The organism is Herbiconiux solani NBRC 106740, from assembly GCF_001571005.1.
Taxonomy (GTDB): Bacteria; Actinomycetota; Actinomycetes; order Actinomycetales; family Microbacteriaceae; genus Herbiconiux; species Herbiconiux solani.
In genome coordinates this window covers 269,062-289,905 of sequence record NZ_BCST01000003.1, presented here as the reverse complement: position 1 = coordinate 289,905, position 20,844 = coordinate 269,062, and the positions used below count along the sequence as shown (strand labels likewise).

The 20,844-nt window shown below is 69.6% G+C and carries 16 protein-coding genes; 9 read left to right on the top strand and 7 right to left on the bottom strand.

Annotated features, from left to right (window positions below):
• Positions 1–9: 9 nt before the first annotated feature.
• Positions 10–1,473, bottom strand: a complete 1,464-nt coding sequence (locus HSO01S_RS06945) for an MFS transporter (RefSeq protein ID WP_066040063.1) — start codon at positions 1,471–1,473, stop codon at positions 10–12.
• A 209-nt stretch (positions 1,474–1,682) separates the two neighbouring features.
• Here HSO01S_RS06945 and HSO01S_RS06940 point away from each other — a divergent pair, with 209 nt between their 5' ends.
• From HSO01S_RS06940 to HSO01S_RS06910, 7 genes are all read left to right on the top strand, one after another.
• Entirely contained in the window at positions 1,683–2,999 is a 1,317-nt protein-coding gene (locus tag HSO01S_RS06940) for a S1C family serine protease (protein WP_066039837.1), read from the top strand.
• A gap of 206 nt (positions 3,000–3,205) precedes the next feature.
• Entirely contained in the window at positions 3,206–5,077 is a 1,872-nt protein-coding gene (dnaK, locus tag HSO01S_RS06935) for a molecular chaperone DnaK (protein WP_066039836.1), read from the top strand.
• A gap of 3 nt (positions 5,078–5,080) precedes the next feature.
• Entirely contained in the window at positions 5,081–5,680 is a 600-nt protein-coding gene (locus HSO01S_RS06930; protein WP_084361413.1) for a nucleotide exchange factor GrpE, read from the top strand.
• Positions 5,673–6,665 carry a DnaJ C-terminal domain-containing protein gene (locus HSO01S_RS06925; protein ID WP_066039835.1) on the top strand — a complete coding sequence of 331 codons (993 nt, stop codon included), beginning with the start codon at positions 5,673–5,675 and terminating at the stop codon, positions 6,663–6,665. The genes HSO01S_RS06930 and HSO01S_RS06925 overlap by 8 nt, the downstream gene beginning before the upstream one ends.
• Positions 6,666–6,722: 57 nt before the next feature.
• Positions 6,723–7,154 carry a heat shock protein transcriptional repressor HspR gene (locus HSO01S_RS06920; protein ID WP_169799963.1) on the top strand — a complete coding sequence of 144 codons (432 nt, stop codon included), beginning with the start codon at positions 6,723–6,725 and terminating at the stop codon, positions 7,152–7,154.
• 64 nt (positions 7,155–7,218) lie between these two features.
• Positions 7,219–7,719 carry a hypothetical protein gene (locus HSO01S_RS06915; protein WP_066039834.1) on the top strand — a complete coding sequence of 167 codons (501 nt, stop codon included), beginning with the start codon at positions 7,219–7,221 and terminating at the stop codon, positions 7,717–7,719.
• Between the two features lie 35 nt (positions 7,720–7,754).
• Positions 7,755–8,903, top strand: a complete 1,149-nt coding sequence (locus HSO01S_RS06910) for a class I SAM-dependent methyltransferase (protein ID WP_066039833.1) — start codon at positions 7,755–7,757, stop codon at positions 8,901–8,903.
• Positions 8,904–8,995: 92 nt separating this feature from the next.
• Here the strand turns inward: HSO01S_RS06910 and mptB are convergent, their stop codons facing one another.
• On the bottom strand, positions 8,996–10,534 hold the full coding sequence (mptB, locus tag HSO01S_RS06905; RefSeq protein WP_157078950.1) for a polyprenol phosphomannose-dependent alpha 1,6 mannosyltransferase MptB: 1,539 nt from the start codon (positions 10,532–10,534) through the stop codon (positions 8,996–8,998).
• A gap of 167 nt (positions 10,535–10,701) precedes the next feature.
• Between mptB and HSO01S_RS06900 the strand changes: the two genes are divergently transcribed.
• Together HSO01S_RS06900 and HSO01S_RS06895 are read left to right on the top strand one after the other, a co-directional pair.
• Positions 10,702–12,927 (top strand): ATP-dependent Clp protease ATP-binding subunit, encoded by a 2,226-nt coding sequence (locus tag HSO01S_RS06900; protein ID WP_084361412.1) that lies wholly within the window; start codon positions 10,702–10,704, stop codon positions 12,925–12,927.
• A 46-nt stretch (positions 12,928–12,973) separates the two neighbouring features.
• A complete protein-coding gene (locus HSO01S_RS06895) occupies positions 12,974–14,893 on the top strand; it encodes a cell wall-binding repeat-containing protein (protein WP_066039831.1) in 1,920 nt (639 codons plus the stop codon).
• 90 nt (positions 14,894–14,983) lie between these two features.
• On the opposite strand, the gene HSO01S_RS06890 is transcribed toward HSO01S_RS06895, so the two are convergent.
• From HSO01S_RS06890 to HSO01S_RS06870, 5 genes are all read right to left on the bottom strand, one after another.
• Entirely contained in the window at positions 14,984–15,598 is a 615-nt protein-coding gene (locus HSO01S_RS06890) for a nitroreductase family protein (RefSeq protein WP_066039830.1), read from the bottom strand.
• A 97-nt stretch (positions 15,599–15,695) separates the two neighbouring features.
• A complete protein-coding gene (locus HSO01S_RS06885; RefSeq protein WP_066039829.1) occupies positions 15,696–17,129 on the bottom strand; it encodes a heparan-alpha-glucosaminide N-acetyltransferase domain-containing protein in 1,434 nt (477 codons plus the stop codon).
• The gene (locus HSO01S_RS18675; protein WP_174522972.1) at positions 17,126–17,758 is read right to left on the bottom strand and encodes a DedA family protein; all 633 of its coding nucleotides are present in this window, start codon (positions 17,756–17,758) and stop codon (positions 17,126–17,128) included. Before HSO01S_RS18675 ends, HSO01S_RS06885 begins: the two co-directional genes overlap by 4 nt.
• A gap of 334 nt (positions 17,759–18,092) precedes the next feature.
• Positions 18,093–18,449, bottom strand: a complete 357-nt coding sequence (locus HSO01S_RS06875) for a metal-sensitive transcriptional regulator (protein ID WP_066039828.1) — start codon at positions 18,447–18,449, stop codon at positions 18,093–18,095.
• 1 nt (position 18,450) lies between these two features.
• Positions 18,451–20,838 carry a heavy metal translocating P-type ATPase gene (locus HSO01S_RS06870; protein ID WP_066039827.1) on the bottom strand — a complete coding sequence of 796 codons (2,388 nt, stop codon included), beginning with the start codon at positions 20,836–20,838 and terminating at the stop codon, positions 18,451–18,453.
• Positions 20,839–20,844 lie beyond the last annotated feature (6 nt).

The window sequence follows — 20,844 nt, the reverse complement described above, 5'->3', positions numbered from 1 at the left end:
CCACCGACCTCAGCGCCGGGCGCTCCGCACGGGGATCATCAGCAGCAGCCCCGCCAGCAGCACCAGCGCGATGCCGAGGATGCCCCAGTACTGCACGCTCGCATCCGGCCCTGAGACCGCGGCCCCCACGCCGATGAACACGGTGAACATCAGCGGCGAGAGGAACGTCGCCGCCTTGCCGGTCGTGGCGTAGAGGCCGAAGATCTCGCCGTCGCGGCCCTCGGGGATGCGCCGGGCGAGGAACGAGCGGCTCGCCGACTGCGCCGGGCCGACGAAGGCGCAGAGGGCGAGGCCGAAGGTCCAGAACACGGTCTGCCCGCCGTCGTGCAGCAGGAAGACGAAGGCCGCACAGACCAGCAGGCCGACCAGCGAGGTGATGATGACGGGCTTCGCCCCGAACTTGTCGTCGAGCAGGCCCACCAGGATCGTCGAGGCGCCGGCGACGATGTTCGCCGCGATCGCGAAGATGATCACCTGTCCCGGGGTGAACCCGAACGACCCGGCCGCGAGCACGCCGCCGAAGGTGAAGACGCCGGTCAGCCCGTCGCGGAAGACCGCGCTCGCGATCAGGAAGTACACCGTCTGCCGGCTCTCCCGGAAGAGGGTGCGGATGTCGCGCAGGAGCACCCCGTACGACGCGAAGAACCCGATCCGCTTGGCCGGCACCGCACCCGGGGCGCCGAGCCCCTCCTGCTCGGCCAGCGAGCCCGCGGCCTTCGGCGACCGGTACTCGGGCACCGACAGCAGGACGGGCAGCGCGAACAGGCCGAACCAGATCGCCGAGACGAGCACGGTGACGCGAATGGGCAGCCCGTCGGTCGACGGCACGCCGAACAGCGCCGTGCCGCCGATCGGCTCGATGAAGCCGAAGTAGACGATGAGCAGCAGCACGATGCCGCCCACGTAGCCCATGCCCCAGCCGAACCCGGAGACCTTGCCGATCGTCTTGGGCGTCGAGACCTGCCAGATCATCGCGTTGTAGTTGACGCTCGCGAACTCGAAGAAGATCGTGCCGGCGGCCAGAAGGAAGAGGCCGAGCCAGAGGTAGCCAGGGTCGGGCGCGACGAAGAACATGGCCGCCGAGAGCAGCACCACGATGTAGGTGTTCACGGCGAGCCAGAACTTGCGGCGGCCCCCGCGGTCCGAGCGCTGCCCGGTCACGGGCGCGAGCAGGGCGACGAGCACGCCCGCGATGGTCATGGCGACGCCGAGCTGGGCCGAGACTGCGGTCTCGTCGCCGAAGGAGTCGCTCGTGAGATAGACGGTGAACACGAAGGTCGTGATGACGGCGTTGAAGGATGCGGATCCCCAGTCCCACAGGCCCCACGCGAGCACGTGCCGGCGCTTCGGGTCGACGGCCCCCGAGCGCTCGTCGACGGCGGCCAGGGCCCCGGTCGTGGCGAAAGCCGGCGCGGGGAGGCCTGCAGAGGAGTGCGCGCCGGAGGGGTCGCGGGGCGGGATGCCGTCGGTCATGCAGTCACAGTAACCGCCGGCGGTGAACAAAGGGGGATGTCACGGGGTTGGGGCTTGTGTGCCTCTTCTGTGCCTCGCCTGTGCCTCTTCGGGCGTCATAGGGAACCCATAGTCCGTGCCCAGCGCGCGCTTGAGTGGGCCGGTTCAAATGGATGCATCACCCCAGACTTCCCCGTCTCCGGACGGCCCACAGACACGAGGACCAGAGCATGACCGACGACCAGAACCTCCAGGCGCAGCCGCCGTGGCTCATCACCACCGCGCCGCCCGCGCCCCGTCACCGCCGTGGCCGTGCCGCCCTGATCGCCGGCGTCACCGCCGCCGGGCTGTTCGCCCTTGCCGGTGTCGGCGGAGGCGCGTTCGCGCTGGGTCAGGCGAGCACGCAACTGAACGCATCCGGAACCAGCTCGATCGTGCAGGATCCCACCCAGGGCTCCACCGGCACCCTGCCCTACGGGTCGGGCCTCGGCACGGGATCAGGCTCCTCGGGCTCAGGCACGGGCACGAACGGGTACGGGTATGGCTACGGCTACCCGGGATCCGGGTCCGGAAGCCTGGGCAGCGGCTCGGGCGCGGGCAGCTCCGGCACCGCCGGCACCGGCGTCAACACCCCCGCGGTCGCCGCGACCCAGGACCAGACCGCGGGCGTCGTCACGATCGTCTCCGAACTCACCTACCAGGGTGCGCGATCGGCCGGCACCGGGATCGTGCTGAGCGCCGACGGCCTCATCCTCACCAACAACCACGTCGTCGAGGGCTCGACCTCGATCGCCGTCACGGACGAGCTCACCGGCCGCGAGTACCAGGCCGCGGTCGTCGGGACCGACGCCACCCACGACATCGCCGTGCTGCAGCTGAAGGGCGCGTCCGGGCTGACCACCGCCGACCTCGAGACCGGCGACGCGGCAGCCGTCGGCGACGCCGTCACGGCCGTGGGCAACGCGGAGGGCACCGGCGACCTGGTCGCCGCATCCGGAACCGTCACCGCCCTCGGCCAGACCATCACCACCCAGAGCGAGGCCGGCGTCTCTGGCGAGACGCTGAACGACCTGATCCAGGTCAGCGCCGACATCGTCTCGGGCGACTCGGGCGGGCCGCTGCTCGACTCGGACGGCGACGTCGTCGGCATCGACACGGCCGCGTCCTCCGGCAGCGCCACGGTGACCGGCTTCGCCATCCCGATCGCCGATGCCCTCGACGTGGTCGCGCAGATCCAGAAGGGAGTCGACACCGACACCGTGCAGATCGGCTACCCCGGCTTCCTCGGCGTCGGCCTCGCCGAGGCCCGCACGGGATCGGGCGCCCTGCTCTCCGGCGTCGTCGACGGCGGGCCGGCAGCGGATGCGGGACTCGCGGCGGGCGACACCATCACGAGCGTCGACGGCCGGTCGATCACCTCGGCCGACGCCCTCTCGGCGGCGATCGCGGCACTCGAGCCGGGCGACAGCGTGACCCTGACCTGGACCACCGCCGCCGGCACCACCGCCTCGGGCACGGTCACCCTCGCCCAGGGCCCCGCCGCCTGATCTCCTCACTGAACTGAGGAATAGTTGGGGGTCGTCAAGAGTTGAGCCATCCAGACTCAAGTTTTCGGATCCCCACTTGACGTCAGGTCGGGGGAGTGGAAAACTTGATCTCACAAGGCTCAAGTCTTTGAACGACTTGCCTTGAACGACTTCCTCGACTCGGCGTCACGCCGGCTCAGCATCACAACAAAAGGAGAGCAGCCCTTATGGCTCGTGCAGTAGGTATCGACCTCGGAACCACCAACTCGGTGGTCGCCGTGCTCGAAGGTGGAGAACCCACCGTCATCGCGAACGCGGAAGGCTTCCGCACCACACCGTCCGTGGTCGCATTCACGAAGGACGGAGAGGTCCTCGTCGGCGAGACCGCCAAGCGGCAGGCCGTCACGAACGTCGACCGCACCATCTCCAGCGTCAAGCGCCACATCGGCACGACCTGGACCGCCGACATCGACGGCAAGAAGTACACCCCTCAGGAGATCTCGGCGCGCATCCTCGCCAAGCTGAAGAGGGATGCCGAGAGCTACCTCGGCGACACGGTCACCGACGCGGTCATCACCGTCCCGGCGTACTTCAACGACTCCGAGCGTCAGGCCACCAAGGAGGCCGGCGAGATCGCGGGCCTCAACGTGCTCCGCATCATCAACGAGCCCACCGCGGCCGCCCTGGCCTACGGCCTCGACAAGGGCAAGGAGGACGAGCTCATCCTCGTCTTCGACCTCGGTGGCGGTACCTTCGACGTCTCCCTCCTCGAGGTGGGCAAGGACGACGACTTCAGCACCATCCAGGTGCGTTCCACCTCCGGTGACAACCGCCTCGGTGGAGACGACTGGGACCAGCGGGTCGTCGACTACCTGATCAAGAACTTCAAGGACACCACCGGTGTCGACGTCTCGAAGGACAAGATCGCCCTCCAGCGCCTCAAGGAGGCTGCCGAGCAGGCCAAGAAGGAGCTCTCCTCCGGCATGTCGGCCAGCATCACGCTGCCCTACCTCTCGCTCACCGAGAACGGCCCGGCCAACCTCGACGTCACGCTCAGCCGTGCCAAGTTCGAGGAGCTGACCAGCGACCTGCTGGCCCGCACCGAGAAGCCCTTCAAGGACGTCATCGCCGAGGCCGGCGTCTCGGTCAACGACATCGCCCACGTGGTGCTCGTCGGTGGATCGACGCGTATGCCCGCGGTGGTCGAGCTCGTCAAGAAGCTCACCGGTGGCAAGGAGCCCAACAAGGGCGTCAACCCGGATGAGGTCGTCGCCGTCGGCGCCGCCCTGCAGGCCGGCGTGCTGCGCGGCGAGCGCAAGGACGTGCTGCTCATCGACGTCACCCCGCTGTCTCTGGGTATCGAGACCAAGGGCGGCATCATGACCAAGCTCATCGAGCGCAACACGGCCATCCCGACCAAGCGTTCGGAGACCTTCACCACGGCTGACGACAACCAGCCCTCCGTGGCCATCCAGGTGTTCCAGGGCGAGCGCGAGTTCACCCGCGACAACAAGAACCTGGGCACCTTCGAGCTCACCGGCATCGCCCCCGCGCCCCGCGGCATCCCGCAGGTCGAGGTGACCTTCGACATCGACGCCAACGGCATCGTGCACGTGTCGGCGAAGGACAAGGGAACCGGCAAGGAGCAGTCGATGACCATCACCGGCGGCTCGTCGCTGCCCAAGGAGGACATCGAGCGCATGGTGCGCGAGGCCGAGGAGCACGCCGCCGAAGACAAGGCGCGCCGCGAGGCCGCCGAGGTGCGCAACCAGGCCGAGACGCTCGCGTACTCGACCGACAAGCTCATCAAGGAGAACAGCGACAAGCTGCCCGACGACGTCAAGACCGACGTGCAGGCCGATGTCGACGCGCTGAAGTCCGCCCTCGCGGGTGACGACGACGCCGCGGTGAAGACCGCGTTCGACAAGCTCAACGAGAGCCAGCAGAAGCTGGGGCAGGCAATCTATGCTTCTTCCCAGGCGGATGCCTCGGCTCCTGCGGGCGACCAGGGCGAGCCCACCGAGTCGACCTCGAACCCCGAGGACGACGTGGTCGACGCCGAGGTCGTCGAAGACGAAGACGAGCCGAAGGACAAGTAATCCATGACTGACGACAACCAGAACGGTCGTCAGCCTGCTGACGAGTCGGGGGCCTCCCAGGAGGGGACCCCCGACTCGCCCTTCACCCCTGGTGAAGGACCGATTCAGGCTGAAGGACCGGATGTCGAGACCTCGCTGAGCGACGCCGACCTCTCGTTCCTCTCCGGCCAGACCTCGGCCGGCGAGCTCGCTGCGGAGCGGCTCGCCGACCTCCAGCGGGTCACGGCCGAGTACGCCAACTACCGCAAGCGCACCGAGGCGAACCGTGAGATCGAGCGCGACCGCGCCGTCGGCGACGTCGTCAAGGTGCTGCTGCCCGTTCTCGACGACCTCGACCGTGCCGCCAAGCACGGCGATCTCGCCGAGGGCGGCCCGTTCACCGCGATCGCGGCGAAGCTGCGTTCGGGCGTCGAGCGGGTGGGCCTCAAGCCCTTCGCGGCGGCCGGCGAGGAGTTCGACCCTCAGATCCACGAGGCGATCTTCCAGCAGCCCAGCGACGAGGTGACCACGCCGACGATCGCCGACGTCGTCGAATCCGGGTACTACCTGGGTTCAACGCTGCTACGCGCCGCCAAGGTCGTAGTGGCGGTGCCCAATGGCTAGCCAAGACTGGTTCGACAAAGACTTCTATGCAGTGCTCGGGGTGTCGAAGGACATCTCGGAGGCCGACCTCAAGAAGGCCTATCGCAAGCTGGCACGCCAGTACCACCCCGACTCGAATCAGGGTGACGCGAAGGCCGAGGCCCGGTTCAAGGAGATCAGCGAGGCCTACTCGGTGCTCTCCGACCCCGAGCAGCGCAAGGAGTACGACCAGATCCGCGCCATGGGCTCCGGCGCTCGCTTCACGGCGGGCGGCGGGGGCCAGGGCGGCGGCTTCGAGGACGTCTTCGGCGGGATGTTCGGTGGCGGCGGCGGTGGCGGTGCCCGCGGGCAGAGCTACAGCTACCAGCAGGCACCCGGCGGTTTCGACGACATCCTCGGCGGGATGTTCGGCCGCGGCGGCGGGCGCGCCGGCTTCGGCGGGGCCTACGGTCCCACCCGCGGCCGCGACATCACCGCGCGCACGACCATCGACTTCATCACCGCGGTCAAGGGCGACACCATCAAGCTGCAGACAGCGGATGGCAAGCCGATCACGGTGAAGATCCCTGCGGGCGTCGCCGACCAGCAGAAGATCAAGCTGCGTGGCAAGGGCGAGCCCTCGCCCGACGGCGGCGAGCCCGGAGACATCGTGCTCACGGTCTCGGTGCGGAAGCATCCTGTCTTCGAGCGCGACGGGCTCAACCTGCGCGTGAATGTGCCGGTCACCTTCGTCGAGGCCACCCTGGGCGCGACCATCGAGGTGCCCACCCTGGGCGGCTCGCCGGTCAAGCTCAAGGTCGCGGCCGGCACCCCCTCGGGGCGCGTGCTGCGCGTCAAGGGGCGGGGCGTCGAGTCCTCCAAGGGCAAGGGCGACCTGCTCGCCGTCGTGCAGGTGGCGGTGCCCTCGCACCTGTCCGCCGAACAGCGTGAGGCCCTCGAGGCCTTCCACGCCGTCGAGCCCGGCGACAACCCCCGGGCAGAACTGCTCGCCAAGGCGCGCGAGTGACGGTGTCCCCCGCCCTCCTCGGGCGGGGGATCCGTGATGTCTACCCCGAAGGAGGGGATGAGGATGGCTGAACTGGATGAACGGTCGCCGCTGTTCGCGATCGCCGTCGCCGCCGAACTGGCGGGGATGCATCCTCAGACCCTCCGTCAGTACGACCGGCTGGGGCTCGTCAGCCCCACCCGTACCGCCGGCAAGTCGCGGCGGTACTCCATGCGCGACGTCGTGCAGTTGCGCGAGATCGCCCGACTGTCGTCGGAGGGGGTCTCGCTCGAGGGCATCGCGCGCATCCTGCAGCTCGAAGACCAGGTCTCCGAGCTGAGTGCCCGCGTGCGCGAGCTCGAGACCGCGCTCGCCGAAGAGGTGCTCAACCGCCCGGGCCGACGCGTCTTCGCGGCCGGCGTCGAGGGCGAGGTCATCTCGCTGAAGCACGGTACCCGCACGCAGCGGCGCACCGAGCTCGTCGTCTGGCGGCCCGGCCGCGACGACTGAGCTCGCGCCCGGCCGACCCGGCACGGCCGTTGACAGGAAGGTCGCCGCGCGCGATGCTGTGCGTGTGACGAATCCTCATAACCCGGCATCCGGCGGCACGATCGCCGGCCTCTGCATCGGCGCCGCCGTCGTGGCCGGCGCGCCGCTTCTCGGCTGGTACGCCGTCTACGGCTACTACTGGGGCGAGCTCGGGGTGGCCGTGGTCGGGGTGGTCGGCATCCTGCTGCTCGCCGGCGGCTGGGTGAGCGCGTTCGCGATCCTGCGCCGATGGCGTTCGCCTCGCCCGCAGCTGGTCGCGTGGCTGTGCCTCGGGACGACGGTGCTCGTCGCCGCGGCCACGACGCTGATCATCGGGCTCGTCGCCGGGCTCATCGGTCTGCTGACCATCGCGTTCCTCTGGACGGGCGACTACGTCGCCCCGCTGACCACGATCTCGGCGATCGCCGTGGCCGTGCTGACCCTGCCGGTCGCGGTCGCGAGCGGCATCATCTACGCGACCGCTTTCGCGAACCGGCCGGCTCGAGTGCGGCCTTCACCTGCCGAACCGTCGCCCATCCGGGTGTAACCGCTGACCGACGGGCGAGCGCGTACGGTTGAGGGGTGACCGAGTTCTCCTTCGACGCCCTTCGGCGTCACCCCGATGTCGAGGCCGAGAACCTCTTCGCCGTCGACGCCGCCGACCGCCTGCTCCTCGACGAGGCATCCGCGGCGCTCGAGGCCACGATCGACGAACCCGGCACGGTCGTCGTCATCGGCGATGCCTACGGGGCGCTGACCCTGGGGGCCGCCGCGGTGCTCGGGATCGGGGGCATCCGGGTGCACCAGGATTCACTCTCGGGCGAGCTCGCTCTCGCTGAGAACGCCCGGCGGTTCCCCGGGCTCGACCTCAGCCGCCGGTTCCGCTCGCTGCCCCTCGGGCCCGAACTGCTGCAGGGCGCGAAGGTCGTGCTCCTGCGCCTCCCGCGCAGCCTCGGCGAACTCGACGACCTCGCCCGGGCGATCGCCGCCTGGGCCGATCCCGCGGTCGAGGTCTACGCGGGAGGCCGGCTCAAGCACATGACGACCGCGATGAACGAGGTGCTCGAGAGCGCGTTCGACTCCGTCACGGCCACCCTGGCGCGCCAGAAGTCGCGGGTGCTCATCGCCCGCGGCCGCCGCGAGGGCATCGGTGCCGCGTTGCACCACCGCGAGTTCCACGACGACCTCGGGCTCTGGGTCTGCGCGACGGGCGGGGCCTTCGCCGGCACCAAGATCGACATCGGCACCCGCTTCCTGCTGCCTCATCTCGACGCGATGAAACCGGATGCACGGGGCGGCTCCGCCCTGGCGATCGACCTCGGCAGCGGCACGGGCGTGCTCGCGGCAGCCCTCGCCCGATCACGGCCCGAACTGCGGGTGGTCGCGACCGATCAGTCCGCGGCCGCCGTCGCGTCGACGCGCGAGACGCTCGCGGCCAACGGCCTCGCCGGAGTCGAGGTGGTGCGGGACGACGCCCTCTCGGGCTTCGACGACGCCTCCGCCGACCTGATCGTGCTGAACCCGCCGTTCCACATGGGGTCGACCGTGTACGCCGGGATCGCGCTGAAGCTGTTCGAGGCCGCGGGGCGAGTGCTCGCGCCCGGGGGTGAGCTGTGGACCGTCTTCAACTCGCACCTGTCGTACCGGGCGGCGCTGCAGCGGGCCGTCGGTCCGACGCGTCAGGTCGACCGCAACACCAAGTTCACCGTGATGGTGTCGACGCGGCGCTGAGTCGCTGCACTGTGCCGTTGCGCTGTGCCGTGTTGCGCTGTACCGTGCTGCTCGGCCCGGCTCTGTTCTCGGGGCCGATCCGGGCCCTCGGCTCAGGAGGGCTCGACGCGGCTGAGCGGTGCGGCGGCGAGCACCAGCCCGCTCGCCGTGAACCGGCGCCGTGAGGCGTACTCGGCGGCGATCAGGATCGTGGTCGCGCCGATGATCGCGAGGCCGATCACGCTGACCGGGATCATGGTGTCGATCTGGATGCGCGGGATCAGGTCGAGCGGCTCGGACAGCCCGATCAGCATGAAGAACACGGTGGCGTAGACGACCGTGCGAATCTGCCAGCGGCGCTGGACTCCTGCGATCGCGATGAACGTGATCATCCACAGCCCGTACCAGGGGTGGATGACGGGCGACAGCAGCACGATGCCCGCGAAGGCCCCGACCAGGAGCCACAACGGGTCGGCCTGGCGGCGCTTGACCATCAAGTAGGTCGTGAACGAGGCGCCGACCCCGAGCAGGGCGAGCTTGACGATCGTCTGCGTGAGCCCGCCGTCGAGTCCGACCACGTTGAACAGGCCGCCGATGCTGATGCCGAGGATGTTCGCGGGGGCGTACCAGGACGAGATGGCGGTGGGCGTCGAGAGCGCCCCGATCCAGCCGAAGCCGACGCCGATGCCCCAGCCCATGAGGGCGAGAATGCCCACCGAGATGCCGGTGACGGCGAGCCAGCGGCGGATGACCGCACCCCAGCCCGCGGCCTGACCGGCCCAGATGAGCCCGATGATCGGCAGGGCCACCAGGGCGATGGGCTTCACGCCGATCGCGATGGTCACGAAGATCGTGCCGAGGATCGGCCGGTCTTTCAAGGCGTAGTAGACGCCGCCGACGATGAAGCCGAGCATGAGCGAGTCGTTGTGACCCGCGATCACGAAGTTCATCAGCACCAGCGGACTGGCGGCGACGATCCAGAGCACTCCGGCCTCGTTGAGACCGCGGTGCTTGGCGATGCGCCAGGCGTAGTACGCCAGCATCGCGAGCCCGGCGACGGCCATCAGGCGGAACAGGAAGATCGTGACCTCGGTCGGCATCGCGTGCGTCGCCATCATGGCGACCTTTTCGAGCCAGACGAAGACGGGGCCGTAGGGGGTCTGCGAGTCGGCCCAGGTGGGGTCGACGCCGATCTCGTACCAGCCGGGGATGTCGGCCATGCCGGTCGTGTAGGGGTTGAGGCCCGCGGCCATCAGGCGGCCCTGGCCGACGTAGGCGAACATGTCGCGGCTGAACATCGGGAGGGTCAGGATGAGGGGGAGACCCCAGGCCAGTGCGGAGGTGACCACCTGCGAGAGGGCGGTGCTCGAGCGGCGGGCCGCAGCATCCGGATCACGCTTCGCGGAGCGGGCGGTGGCGAGAAGCGAGAGGCCGAGCGAGATCCAGGCGAGCAGGAGCAGCAGGGCGCCGACGACGACGAAGATCGCGCACACGGAGGCGGCGAAGCGGGAGTTCCGGAGCAACGAGAAGAACAGCCAGTCCCTCAGGATCGAACCCGGGCCCAGCCAGCCGACGCCGAGGGAGCCCACGACGATGAGGAGGGAGCCGGCGATCCCGAGCAGCAAACGGATGCGCGGAGGAAGGACAGGCACCCTCAACTCTTACCACGATCAGATGGGCATCGGCCTGGATAGGTTGCCAGTGGTATCAAATCGTCACCTCTGGTAAACTTGAGTCAGGTCAACTCAAGTTTGATGCTGCGCCCGTGCGAGTGCGCGCATCCGACACCATGAATTTCACGAAGGACACGATTCCACCCATGCCAACCAACCAGGGAAACCCGAGCGGCGATGAGCAGAAGAGCGCGCTCGAGCAGTACGGCGTCAACCTGACCGAGATCGCGGCGAGCGGCAAGCTCGACCCGGTCATCGGCCGTGACGCCGAGATCCGCCGCGTCAGCCAGGTGCTCACGCGCCGCACCAAGAACAACCCCGTGCTCATCGGCGAGCCCGGCGTCGGCAAGACCGCGGTCGTCGAAGGCCTCGCCCAGCGCATCGTGGCCGGCGACGTCGCCGACTCGCTGAAGGGCAAGCAGCTCGTCTCGCTCGACCTCGCGGCGCTGGTCGCGGGGGCGAAGTACCGCGGCGAGTTCGAGGAGCGCCTGAAGGCCGTCCTCGCCGAGATCAATGCGGCCGACGGTCAGATCATCACCTTCATCGACGAGCTCCACACGCTGATGGGCGCCGGCGGCGGGGAGGGTTCTGTCGCCGCTTCCAACATGCTCAAGCCCATGCTCGCGCGCGGCGAGCTGCGACTGATCGGCGCGACCACGCTCGACGAGTACCGCGAGTACATCGAGCGCGACGCGGCGATGGAGCGGCGCTTCCAGCAGGTCTTCGTCGGCGAGCCCTCGGTCGAGGACACCGTGGCCATCCTGCGTGGTCTCAAGGAGCGCTACGAGGCGCACCACAAGGTCGCCATCGCCGACTCGGCGCTGGTGGCCGCCGCCGCGCTGTCGAGCCGCTACATCCCGGGCCGTCAGCTGCCGGACAAGGCGATCGACCTGATCGACGAGGCCGCCTCGCGGCTGCGCATGGAGATCGACTCGGCCCCGGTCGAGATCGACGAGCTGCGCCGCAGCGTCGACCGTCTTCGCCTGGAAGAACTGGCGCTCAAGAAGGAGAAGGACGAGGCGTCCCGCGAGAGGCTCGCCGCCCTGCGCGAGACCCTGGCCCAGCGCACCGCGACCCTCGCCGACCTCCAGGCGCGGTGGGACCGCGAGCGTGCGGCTCTGAACGCCGTCGGTGAGCTGAAGGAGAAGCTCGACAAGGCGCGCATGCGCGCTGAGCGGGCCCAGCGCGAGGGCGACCTCGAGCAGGCCTCGCGGCTGCTGTACGGCGAGATTCCCGTGCTCGAGCGCTCCCTGTCGGCCGCCGAGGCCGCCGAGACGGCCGACACCGAATCCGGCGAGGTGATCGAGCGGATGGTCAACGACCGGGTCACCAGCGACGACATCGCGGCCGTGATCGCGGCCTGGACGGGCATCCCCGTCGACCGGCTCACCCAGGGCGAGACCGAGAAGCTCCTCAACCTCGAGGCCGAGCTCGGCCGTCGGCTGATCGGCCAGAAGGAGGCCGTGCGCGCGGTCGCCGATGCGGTGCGCCGCTCGCGGGCCGGCATCGCCGACGAGAACCGGCCGACCGGGTCATTCCTCTTCCTCGGGCCGACCGGAGTGGGCAAGACCGAGCTCGCGAAGGCGCTCGCCGAATTCCTCTTCGACGACGAGAAGGCGCTCGTGCGCATCGACATGTCGGAGTACGGCGAGAAGCACTCGGTGGCGCGGCTGCTCGGTGCCCCTCCCGGGTACATCGGCTATGAGCAGGGTGGTCAGCTGACCGAGGCCGTGCGCCGCCGGCCGTACTCGGTGGTGCTGCTCGACGAGGTCGAGAAGGCGCACCCCGAGGTCTTCGACGTGCTGCTGCAGGTGCTGGATGACGGGCGGCTCACCGATGGGCAGGGTCGCACGGTCGACTTCCGAAACACGATCCTGATCCTCACCTCGAACCTGGGGTCGCAGTATCTGGTCGATCCGACGCTGTCGCCTGCTGCAGCTTCCGATCTGGTCCACGAGGCGGTTCGGCGCGCGTTCAAGCCGGAGTTCGTGAACCGGCTCGACGACATCGTCGTGTTCTCGGCGCTGTCGTCGACCGATCTGGCGCAGATCGTCTCGCTGTACGTCGACCGGCTCGACCGGCGCCTGTCGTCGCGGCGGCTCTCGCTGGCGGTGACGCCGTCGGCCCGTACCTGGCTCGCCGAGCGCGGCTACGACCCGATCTACGGGGCGCGGCCGTTGCGGCGCCTGATGCAGCACGAGATCGACGACCGGCTCGCGACGTCGCTGCTGTCGGGTGCGGTGCGGGACGGGGACACGGTGCTCGTGGACGTGACCTCGGATGGCGAGGGGTTGACGGTGGTGGCGGCGGCTGCTGCCGCGGCGCCCGATGCGCCTGCGTCGGCAGATGCGCCTGACGTTTCGGCTGAGTAGTAAGTACTCACGCGGGAGGGGCGGGGTCCGAGCGCATCCTGAAGGGATGATGCTCCGGACCCCGCTCCTCTCGTTTCGTTGGCCGCTCGTCGCAGCCGCTGGCATAGCCTCATTGCTCGCAATAGGCCTGCACCCCGGTGATGGTGCTGTCCACGCCGAAGAACTCACACCCCCGATCGACGCCGGTACGCGGCTCGTCGAATTCGACCTGCCGAACACGTCGAGCCTGCCCACCGACATCGTGGCAGGCGCCGATGGAACGGTCTGGGTCTCGTTGTTGGGTGAGCGGAACGTGCTCCACCTCGATCGCAACGGCGTGGTGCTCGCGACGATCCCGGTCTCGGGCCCAGTCACGAAGATGACGACCGACCACGAGGGTGGTGTCTGGGGCGTGCAGCTCACGGCCAACTACGTGGTGCACCTCACGGACGATCATCGCGCCTTGGAGCGACGGATCCCCACGCCCAACAGTTTCCCGGCCGACATCTGGGACGGTGGCGACCAGGTCTACTTCACCGAGTCGGGCACCGGGCAGCTCGGGCGCCTCACGGAGTCGACGTGGGGCGTCGACGAGTGGCCTGTGCCCGGGGCGGAGTCACTTTCGTCGCTTAGCGGAAGCGATGATCATGTCCTTATCGCGGATTCGTCGGCTATCTGGGTGATGGAACGATCTGGGACGCTGGTGCGAGAGTGTCATGTTGCCGGCGCAACGGAGGTCGCCCTTATTCGCTCGACGGCATCGCACGTCACTGTTGCTATGCAGACGCGAGCGAAGATCATGGATGTGACCTGCGATTTGAGCACCGGTAACGCGGGGAGTGAAATTCTCGTCACGGGTCGTGACGAGCTCGTTGGGTTCGCCTCGTCGCCGAATCGGACGTGGTATGCGGACGCCGCGACGGATTCTCTCGGGTGGGACAACCCTCGCCAGAACGGATCCGTTCATCTCCCGTCGGCACGGAGAGATCTCACCGGGCTCGCGCTCACGGAGGGTCGCTTCGTCTGGACACTGGAGAAACGGGCCGGAAAGCTGGCACGACTGGACTCGTTGGCCTCAATCTCGTCATATCGCCTCCATGGGGCCGATCGATACGAAACGGCGGTCGCCATCTCGAATGAATGGACGAGCGCCTCCACCGTGTTCCTTGTCAGCGGAGAAAAGTTCGCTGATGCGCTTAGCGCCGGGCCAATTGCGGGATGGAACAACGCACCTCTGCTACTCACGGCAAGAGACACGCTTCCCGTAGTCGTCGAGAATCGACTGCGAGCTTTGGAGCCCAGCCGGGTGGTGATCGTGGGAGGTCCGGCGACCGTGAGCGCGACGGTCATCGGCCGCATTCAGCTGGCGCTTCCGAAAGCGTCGGTGGAACGGATAGACGGGGTCGATCGATACGCCGTGTCGCGCGCCCTCTTGACCAGCGTTTACGCGCCTGCTGCGAGCAAGGTCATCTATGTCGCAGATGGGCGGAACTATCCGGATGCGTTGTCCGCCAGCGCGGCAGCTGGGCACGGTGGGGCTGGGATTCTCCTGGTGGACGGCTCACAGTCCGCGTTGTCGGCTGGAGAGCGCGACCTGATGCGGCGATACAGCGGGTCCGGGAAGACGGTCAAGATAGTTGGCGGTCCCGTCTCCGTCAGTGCTGCCATCGAGGCAGACATCGGCCGAGATGCCATTGTGCGTCGGCTGGGTGGCCCTGACCGTTACTCTGTCTCGCGCACGATCAACGAGGATGCGTTCGGCGAATTCGGTCAGGCCCTCGTCGCAAATGGTGGTTCGTTTTCTGACGCCCTCGCGGGCGGCACCTACGGAGCTGCGTTTGGCACACCTCTTTTTCTCGTCCAGCCGACCTGTGTGCCGGAAGCCACTCTCAGTAAGTTTGCTTCCTCCGGCATGGACAGAGTGATTCTCTCGGGCGGCCCGCTCACACTCGGTGAACAAGTCGCTTCCCTCAATACCTGCGGCTAAAGACTCCAAGTACGACTCGTCGCCTCCTGAGCTCGAGACGGACAAATGCGAGTCGGCTCCCGCTCCCGTTCGTGGTGGGGGTGGTACCTGCTACTCGTTGGTGAGGAGGAGGTCGGCCAGGGGGAGGCGGGTGCGGGGGGCGAGCTCGCGGGTGCGGAGGGTGTCGTCGGGGAGGGCGTCGGGCGAGGCCGCGGTGCCGAGGGCGGTGATCGTCACGGGAACGAGGCTCTCGGGAAGCGAGAATCCGGTGCGGATCGCGTCGACGTCGAAGCCGCCCATCTGGTGCACGTGCAGGCCGTCGTGGTGCGCCTGAACGGAGAGGTGCGCGAGCGCCTGGCCGAGGTCGTACTCGGCCCAGCGGCGGGGCTTGCCGTCGGCATCTGCCACTTCGGCGACACCGACGACGAACACGGAGGCCGAGCCGGCCCAGACGGCGTTGAAGCCCATCAGGGAGGCGGCGATCGTGGCGAAAGCGTCCGAGCCGCGGCGGGCCACGATGAATCGGGCGGGCTGCGAGTTCGCGGCCGAGGGAGCCCAGCGGGCGGCCTCGAGCGCGGCGGTCAGCTTCGCCTCGTCGATGGGCTGGGCGGCCTCGAAGGAACGGGGGCTCCAGCGCTCGGCGAGGGTGGGGTGGATGGGGGCGCTGGTCTCGGCGGTCTTCGCCGGAATGGCGGAGGGCGAGTTCGTGAGGGTTTCGGTCGTCATGGGAAGAGTCCTTAGGGTGAAGAGGCAGGATGCTGCACGCCGTTGGACAGTAAGCGGACTGTGGTCCGCATCGCCTACAACGATAGCCGGGGGTGCGCTATTCCCGCGAGCTGCGACGTGCGAGGGCGGCCCCTCGACGACCCGTCCAGGTGACGAGCGTCTCGAGCGGTCCACGTTTCCGCAGAGCCGCGAGCGCCGCCCCGATCGCGAGGGCGAGCAGCAGATTCGCCAGGTAGAAACCGCCGCTGGAGAGGTACCACGGGGTGTCGAGCGCGATGTACTCCTGATAGGTCAGCGTGCTGTACGGCCGGCCGAGCGCGGCCTCGACGACGATGCCGACCAGCAGCACGTGTGCCGTGTAGACCGTCAACGGTGCGGCACCCGCCGCGGTGACCGGCCTCAGGATGCGGCGGGCGAGTGGGCCCAGCACGGTGCCGAGCAGCACGCAGAGGCCGATCACGGTCAGGGCGAAGCCGGCGGTGACGGCCAGGTCGAGGGTGGTTCCGCTGTGCGGGCCGACCGCCGCGAGCAGCCACGGGCTGCCCGACGCGGGTCGGCTTCCGCCGCCGACTTGCAGGAGCTCGAGCGCCTCGGCGTCGCTCACTCCGAGATCGCGCGCGACCGCCGGCACACCGCCCAGGGGGCCCTGGACGAGAGCCGCGGCGGCGATGCCGGCCAGCCAGATCGCGGCACCGATCGCGACCAGCCGCACCCCGAGCATCCGGAGCGCCGTCGGTTGCGCTGCTCCCTCTCTCGATCGACTGGAGGTGCCAGCACCTACGCCGCCGGCTGTGTCGCTGCCGACGGCCCGCAGGAGCGCGCGACCGACGAGCACACCGGTGAGGCCGTACGCGAGCCAGATCAGGCTGGGATACGACCCTGTGAACAGGATGCCGCGGGCCAGCTCGAGCGGATCGGCGAAGGCGGTCCACGAGGGGTTCGCCGCCTCCCGCCCGGTGACCCCGAAGGCGTCCGCCACCGCGACCGACGCGATCGGTGCCCCGACCGCGACGACGAGAGCCGAGACGACGAGGGCCCAGCGGGGCCAGGTGATGACGAGCGCGAGCATCCAGAACAGCATGCCGTAGTAGACGAGGATGACGAGGATCGGCGGGTCGACCAGGGCCGTCAGGGTGAGTCCGATGACGATGACCGCGGTGCCGCGGCCGAGGAGCATCAGGCGGGCGGCGGCGCGGCGGCCGTCGCGGAGGGGTGCGCGGGTGGCGAGGACGGTTCCGGCGCCGGCGAGCACCGCGAAGAGGGCGGAGGCGCGGCCCTCGAACAGGCTCGAACCCCAGATGACCTCGTCGGTTCCGAGGCCGGCCGAGAGCCAGACGTGGGTCGCCGTCATGCCGGCGAGGGCGATGAAGCGGGCGAGGTCGAGGCCGATGATCCGGTCGGTGCGCGGGGTCACGGCCGGGGGTTCGGGCTCGGGATGCGCGGTGCGGCTCGGTGCGAGCGGCTCGCCAGCATGCGGGTCGGACGACGCGGCTGCGTGCGGGTCGGACGGGCCCGGCGCGGGGGTGGTCATTCCCCCTGCGGCTCGCGCGAGGTGCGGTCGGCACGGGCCGCCGCGGAGTCGGTGTGGCCCCGGCGGTGCTTGCGCACCCGGCCGATCACGAACCAGGCGACCGCCCCGACGACGCCGGCGATCACGACGTACTTCAGGATGTCGGCGTACTGCTCGACCACGTGCCACTGCTCGCCGAGCCAGAACCCGGCGAGGATGAAGACCGAGTTCCAGATCAGGCTGCCCGTAGTGGTGAGGAGGGCGAACTTCCACACCGGCATCCGCTCGATGCCCGCCGGGATCGAGATCAGGCTGCGGAAGATCGGGATCATCCGCCCGAAGAAGACCGCCTTCGAGCCGTGCCGCTGGAACCACGCCTCCGTGCGATCGACGTCGTGCACGTCGACGAGGGGGAGCTTGCGGGCGATCGCGCGCATCCGGTCGCGGCCGAGCCAGGCGCCGATGCCGTAGAGCGCCAGCGCCCCGATCAGTGAACCGAGGGTGGTGAAGACGATGGCCGCGACGAGGTTCAGGTCGCCTCGGCTGGCGGCGAACCCGGCGAGGGGCAGGATGACCTCGCTCGGGATGGGCGGGAACAGGTTCTCGATCGCGACGGCGAGGCCCGCGCCCGGGGCGCCAAGGGTCTCCATCAGGCCGACGACCCAGTCGCCGATCACGCCGAGGCCGGTGTCGGTGGCGCCTTCGCCGTCGGCCGAGCTCGCGGGGCCGGCTGCGGCGGAGGCGCTCGTGGAACCGGAGGTGCTGGTGGCGCTGGTGGCGGTCGTGGCGCTGGCCGCAGCGTCCGTGATTCCGGTGGTCGGCGCGAGGCTCGGGGCGTCCGAGGCCGTCGAGACGGTCAGGAGGTACGGGTCGGCGAAGGCCAGGCTCATGCGTTCAGCCTAGGCATCATTCCTCCGCAGACGCTCAGTGGGTGCGGGCGGGGCGGCGGGCTGAGACGCCCAGTGGATGCGGTGGACGCGCCGGTCAGGAGCGCACGAGGCGGGCGATGGCGGCCGAAGCCTCGCGGAGTTTCTCCTCGGCGACCGGACCGCCCTCGGCCACGGCCTCGACGACGCAGTGGTTGAGGTGCTCGTCGAGCAGCCCCAACGCCACCGACTCGAGCGCGCTCGTCATCGCCGAGATCTGGGTCAGGATGTCGATGCAGTACTTCTCGTCGGCCACCATGTTCTGCAGTCCGCGGGCCTGGCCCTCGATGCGGCGCAGACGCTTGAGGTAGGCATCCTTGTTGCCGATGTAGCCGTGGTGGTGCGGTGCGCCGGAGCCGTCGTCGAAAGTGGCGTCGTGGGTTGCGCCGTCTGGGGTGGGGGTGTGGTCAGGCATGTCAGCGTCCGTTCGGGGTCGTGCGGGAGGTGGGGCGTGCATCCGGTCGCAGGTCGAGGCGACGGAGGAGTTGCGCGTTGAGCGCCACGATGATCGTCGAGAGCGACATCAGCACCGCCCCCACCGACATCGGCAGCACGAAACCGATCGGCGCGAGCACCCCGGCGGCCAGCGGCACCGACAGCAGGTTGTAGCCGGCGGCCCACCAGAGGTTCTGCGTCATCTTGCGGTAGCCCGCCTTCGACAGCGTGATCACCGAGACCACCGAGCGGGGGTCGTCGCTGATCAGGATGACGCCGGCCGAGGCGATGGCGACGTCGGTTCCGGCGCCGATCGCGATGCCGACATCGGCCCGGGCGAGGGCCGGGGCGTCGTTCACGCCGTCGCCGACCATGGCGACCTTGCGCCCCTCGGACTGCAGTTCGGCGACCTTCGCCGACTTGTCCTCGGGCCGGACGCCGGCGAAGACGCGGGTGATGCCGAGCTCGCGGGCGACGGCGTCGGCGACCGAGGGGGCGTCGCCGGTGATCATGACGACCTCGATTCCCCGTTGCCGCAGCTCGTCGACGGCCTGCCGCGACTCGGGGCGGATCTCGTCGGCCAGGGCGATCCGGCCGAGCACCTCGCCGTCGCGCACGACGTGCAGCACGGTGTGACCGGGGTGGGCGGCGGCGGTGTCGTCGGTGTGGGCGGCGTGGCCGGTGTCGGTGGTGGCGTCGACCGCGGCCCGGCCGGTGCTGCCGCCTGCGGCGTGGCCGGAGCTGTCGGTGCCGACGCTCTCGTCATTCCGGCCGTCGCGGCCCTGCCGGCCGATCGTCGCGGCCAGCAGGCGGGGTCCGCCGACGCGCACGAGCGCACCGTCGACGGTCGCCGAGACGCCGACGGCAGGAGAGGCCTCGAATCCGCTCGCCGCCGGCACGTCGAGCCCGCGCTCCCGGGCCGCCCTGACGATGGCGCGGGCCAGCGGATGCTCGCTGTCGGCCTCCGCGGCGGCGGCCAGCGCGAGCAGCTCGTCGGGCGTGACGGCGGAGGTGGGTCCGGCGGTGGACGGGTCGGAGGAGCGGCTGGCGGCGGTGGTCGAGGAGCCGGCCGTCGCGGAGACCACGACGTCGGTCACGACGGGGGCCCCGACGGTCAGGGTTCCGGTCTTGTCGAAGAGCACCGTGTCGACCGTGCGCATGGTCTCGAGCGCCAGGCGGTCCTTGACCAGGATGCCGGCCTTCGCGGCGCGCTCGGTCGCGATCGAGACGACGAGCGGGATGGCGAGACCGAGCGCGTGCGGGCAGGCGATGACGAGCACGGTGATCGTGCGGACGACCGCGTCGTCGGGGCTGCCGACGAGGGTCCAGACGATTGCGGTGATGACCCCCGAGCCGAGCGCGAACCAGAACAGCCAGCCCGCGGCCCGGTCGGCGATGCGCTGCGCCCGCGAGCTCGAGCTCTGCGCCTCGGTGACCAGCCGCTGGATGCCGGCCAGTGCGGTGTCGTCGCCGACCGCCGTGACACGGATGCGCAGCACCGAGTCGGTCGCGACCGTCCCGGCGACGACGTGGTCGCCGGGGCCGCGACGCACCGCATCCGATTCGCCGGTGATCATCGACTCGTCGACCGCGGCCGAGCCCTCGGTGACCTCGCCGTCGGCCGGCACGCGGCCGCCCGGGCGCACGATGACGAGGTCGCCGGGAGCGAGGTCGGCGGGCGGGACAGGGGTGGTGGAGCCGTCGGCGTCGATGCGCTCGGCCTCGTCGGGCAGGAGCGCGGCGAGCGAGTCGAGGGCCGAGGTGGTCTGGGCGAGGGAGCGCATCTCGATCCAGTGGCCGAGCAGCATGATCACGATGAGGAGGGCGAGCTCCCACCAGAAGTCGAGCTCGTGGTCGAGGAGGCCGAGGGTCGCGCCCCAGGAGGCGACGAAGGCGACGGTGATCGCGAGGGCGATCAGGAGCATCATTCCGGGCTGCTTCGCGCGGAGCTCGTCGACGCCGCCGGTGAGGAACGGGCGACCGCCGAGCACGAACATGACGGTGCCGAGGATGGGGGAGATCCAGGTCAGGGGGCCGTCGGCGGGGAGGTCGTAGCCGAGGATCATCGCGAACATCGGGCTGAAGACCACGACGGGCACCGCGACGACGAGCATCACCCAGAACAGGCGGCGGAACATGGCGACGTGGCCGGAGTGGTCGTGGCCGGAGTGGCCCGCGTGATCTCCGTGGCCGGAGTGGCCCATGTGATCGTGGGCGGAGTGGTTGTGGTCGGCATGGCCGGAGTGGTCGTGAGACTCGTGAACCGAGTGGTCGTGACCGGCGTGCTCGTGGCCAGGTTCGACGACCTCGCCGGCGGATGCGGCGGGCTCGGGGGTGTCGGAGGCGGGGCGGTGCGACTCGGTACTCATGCATCC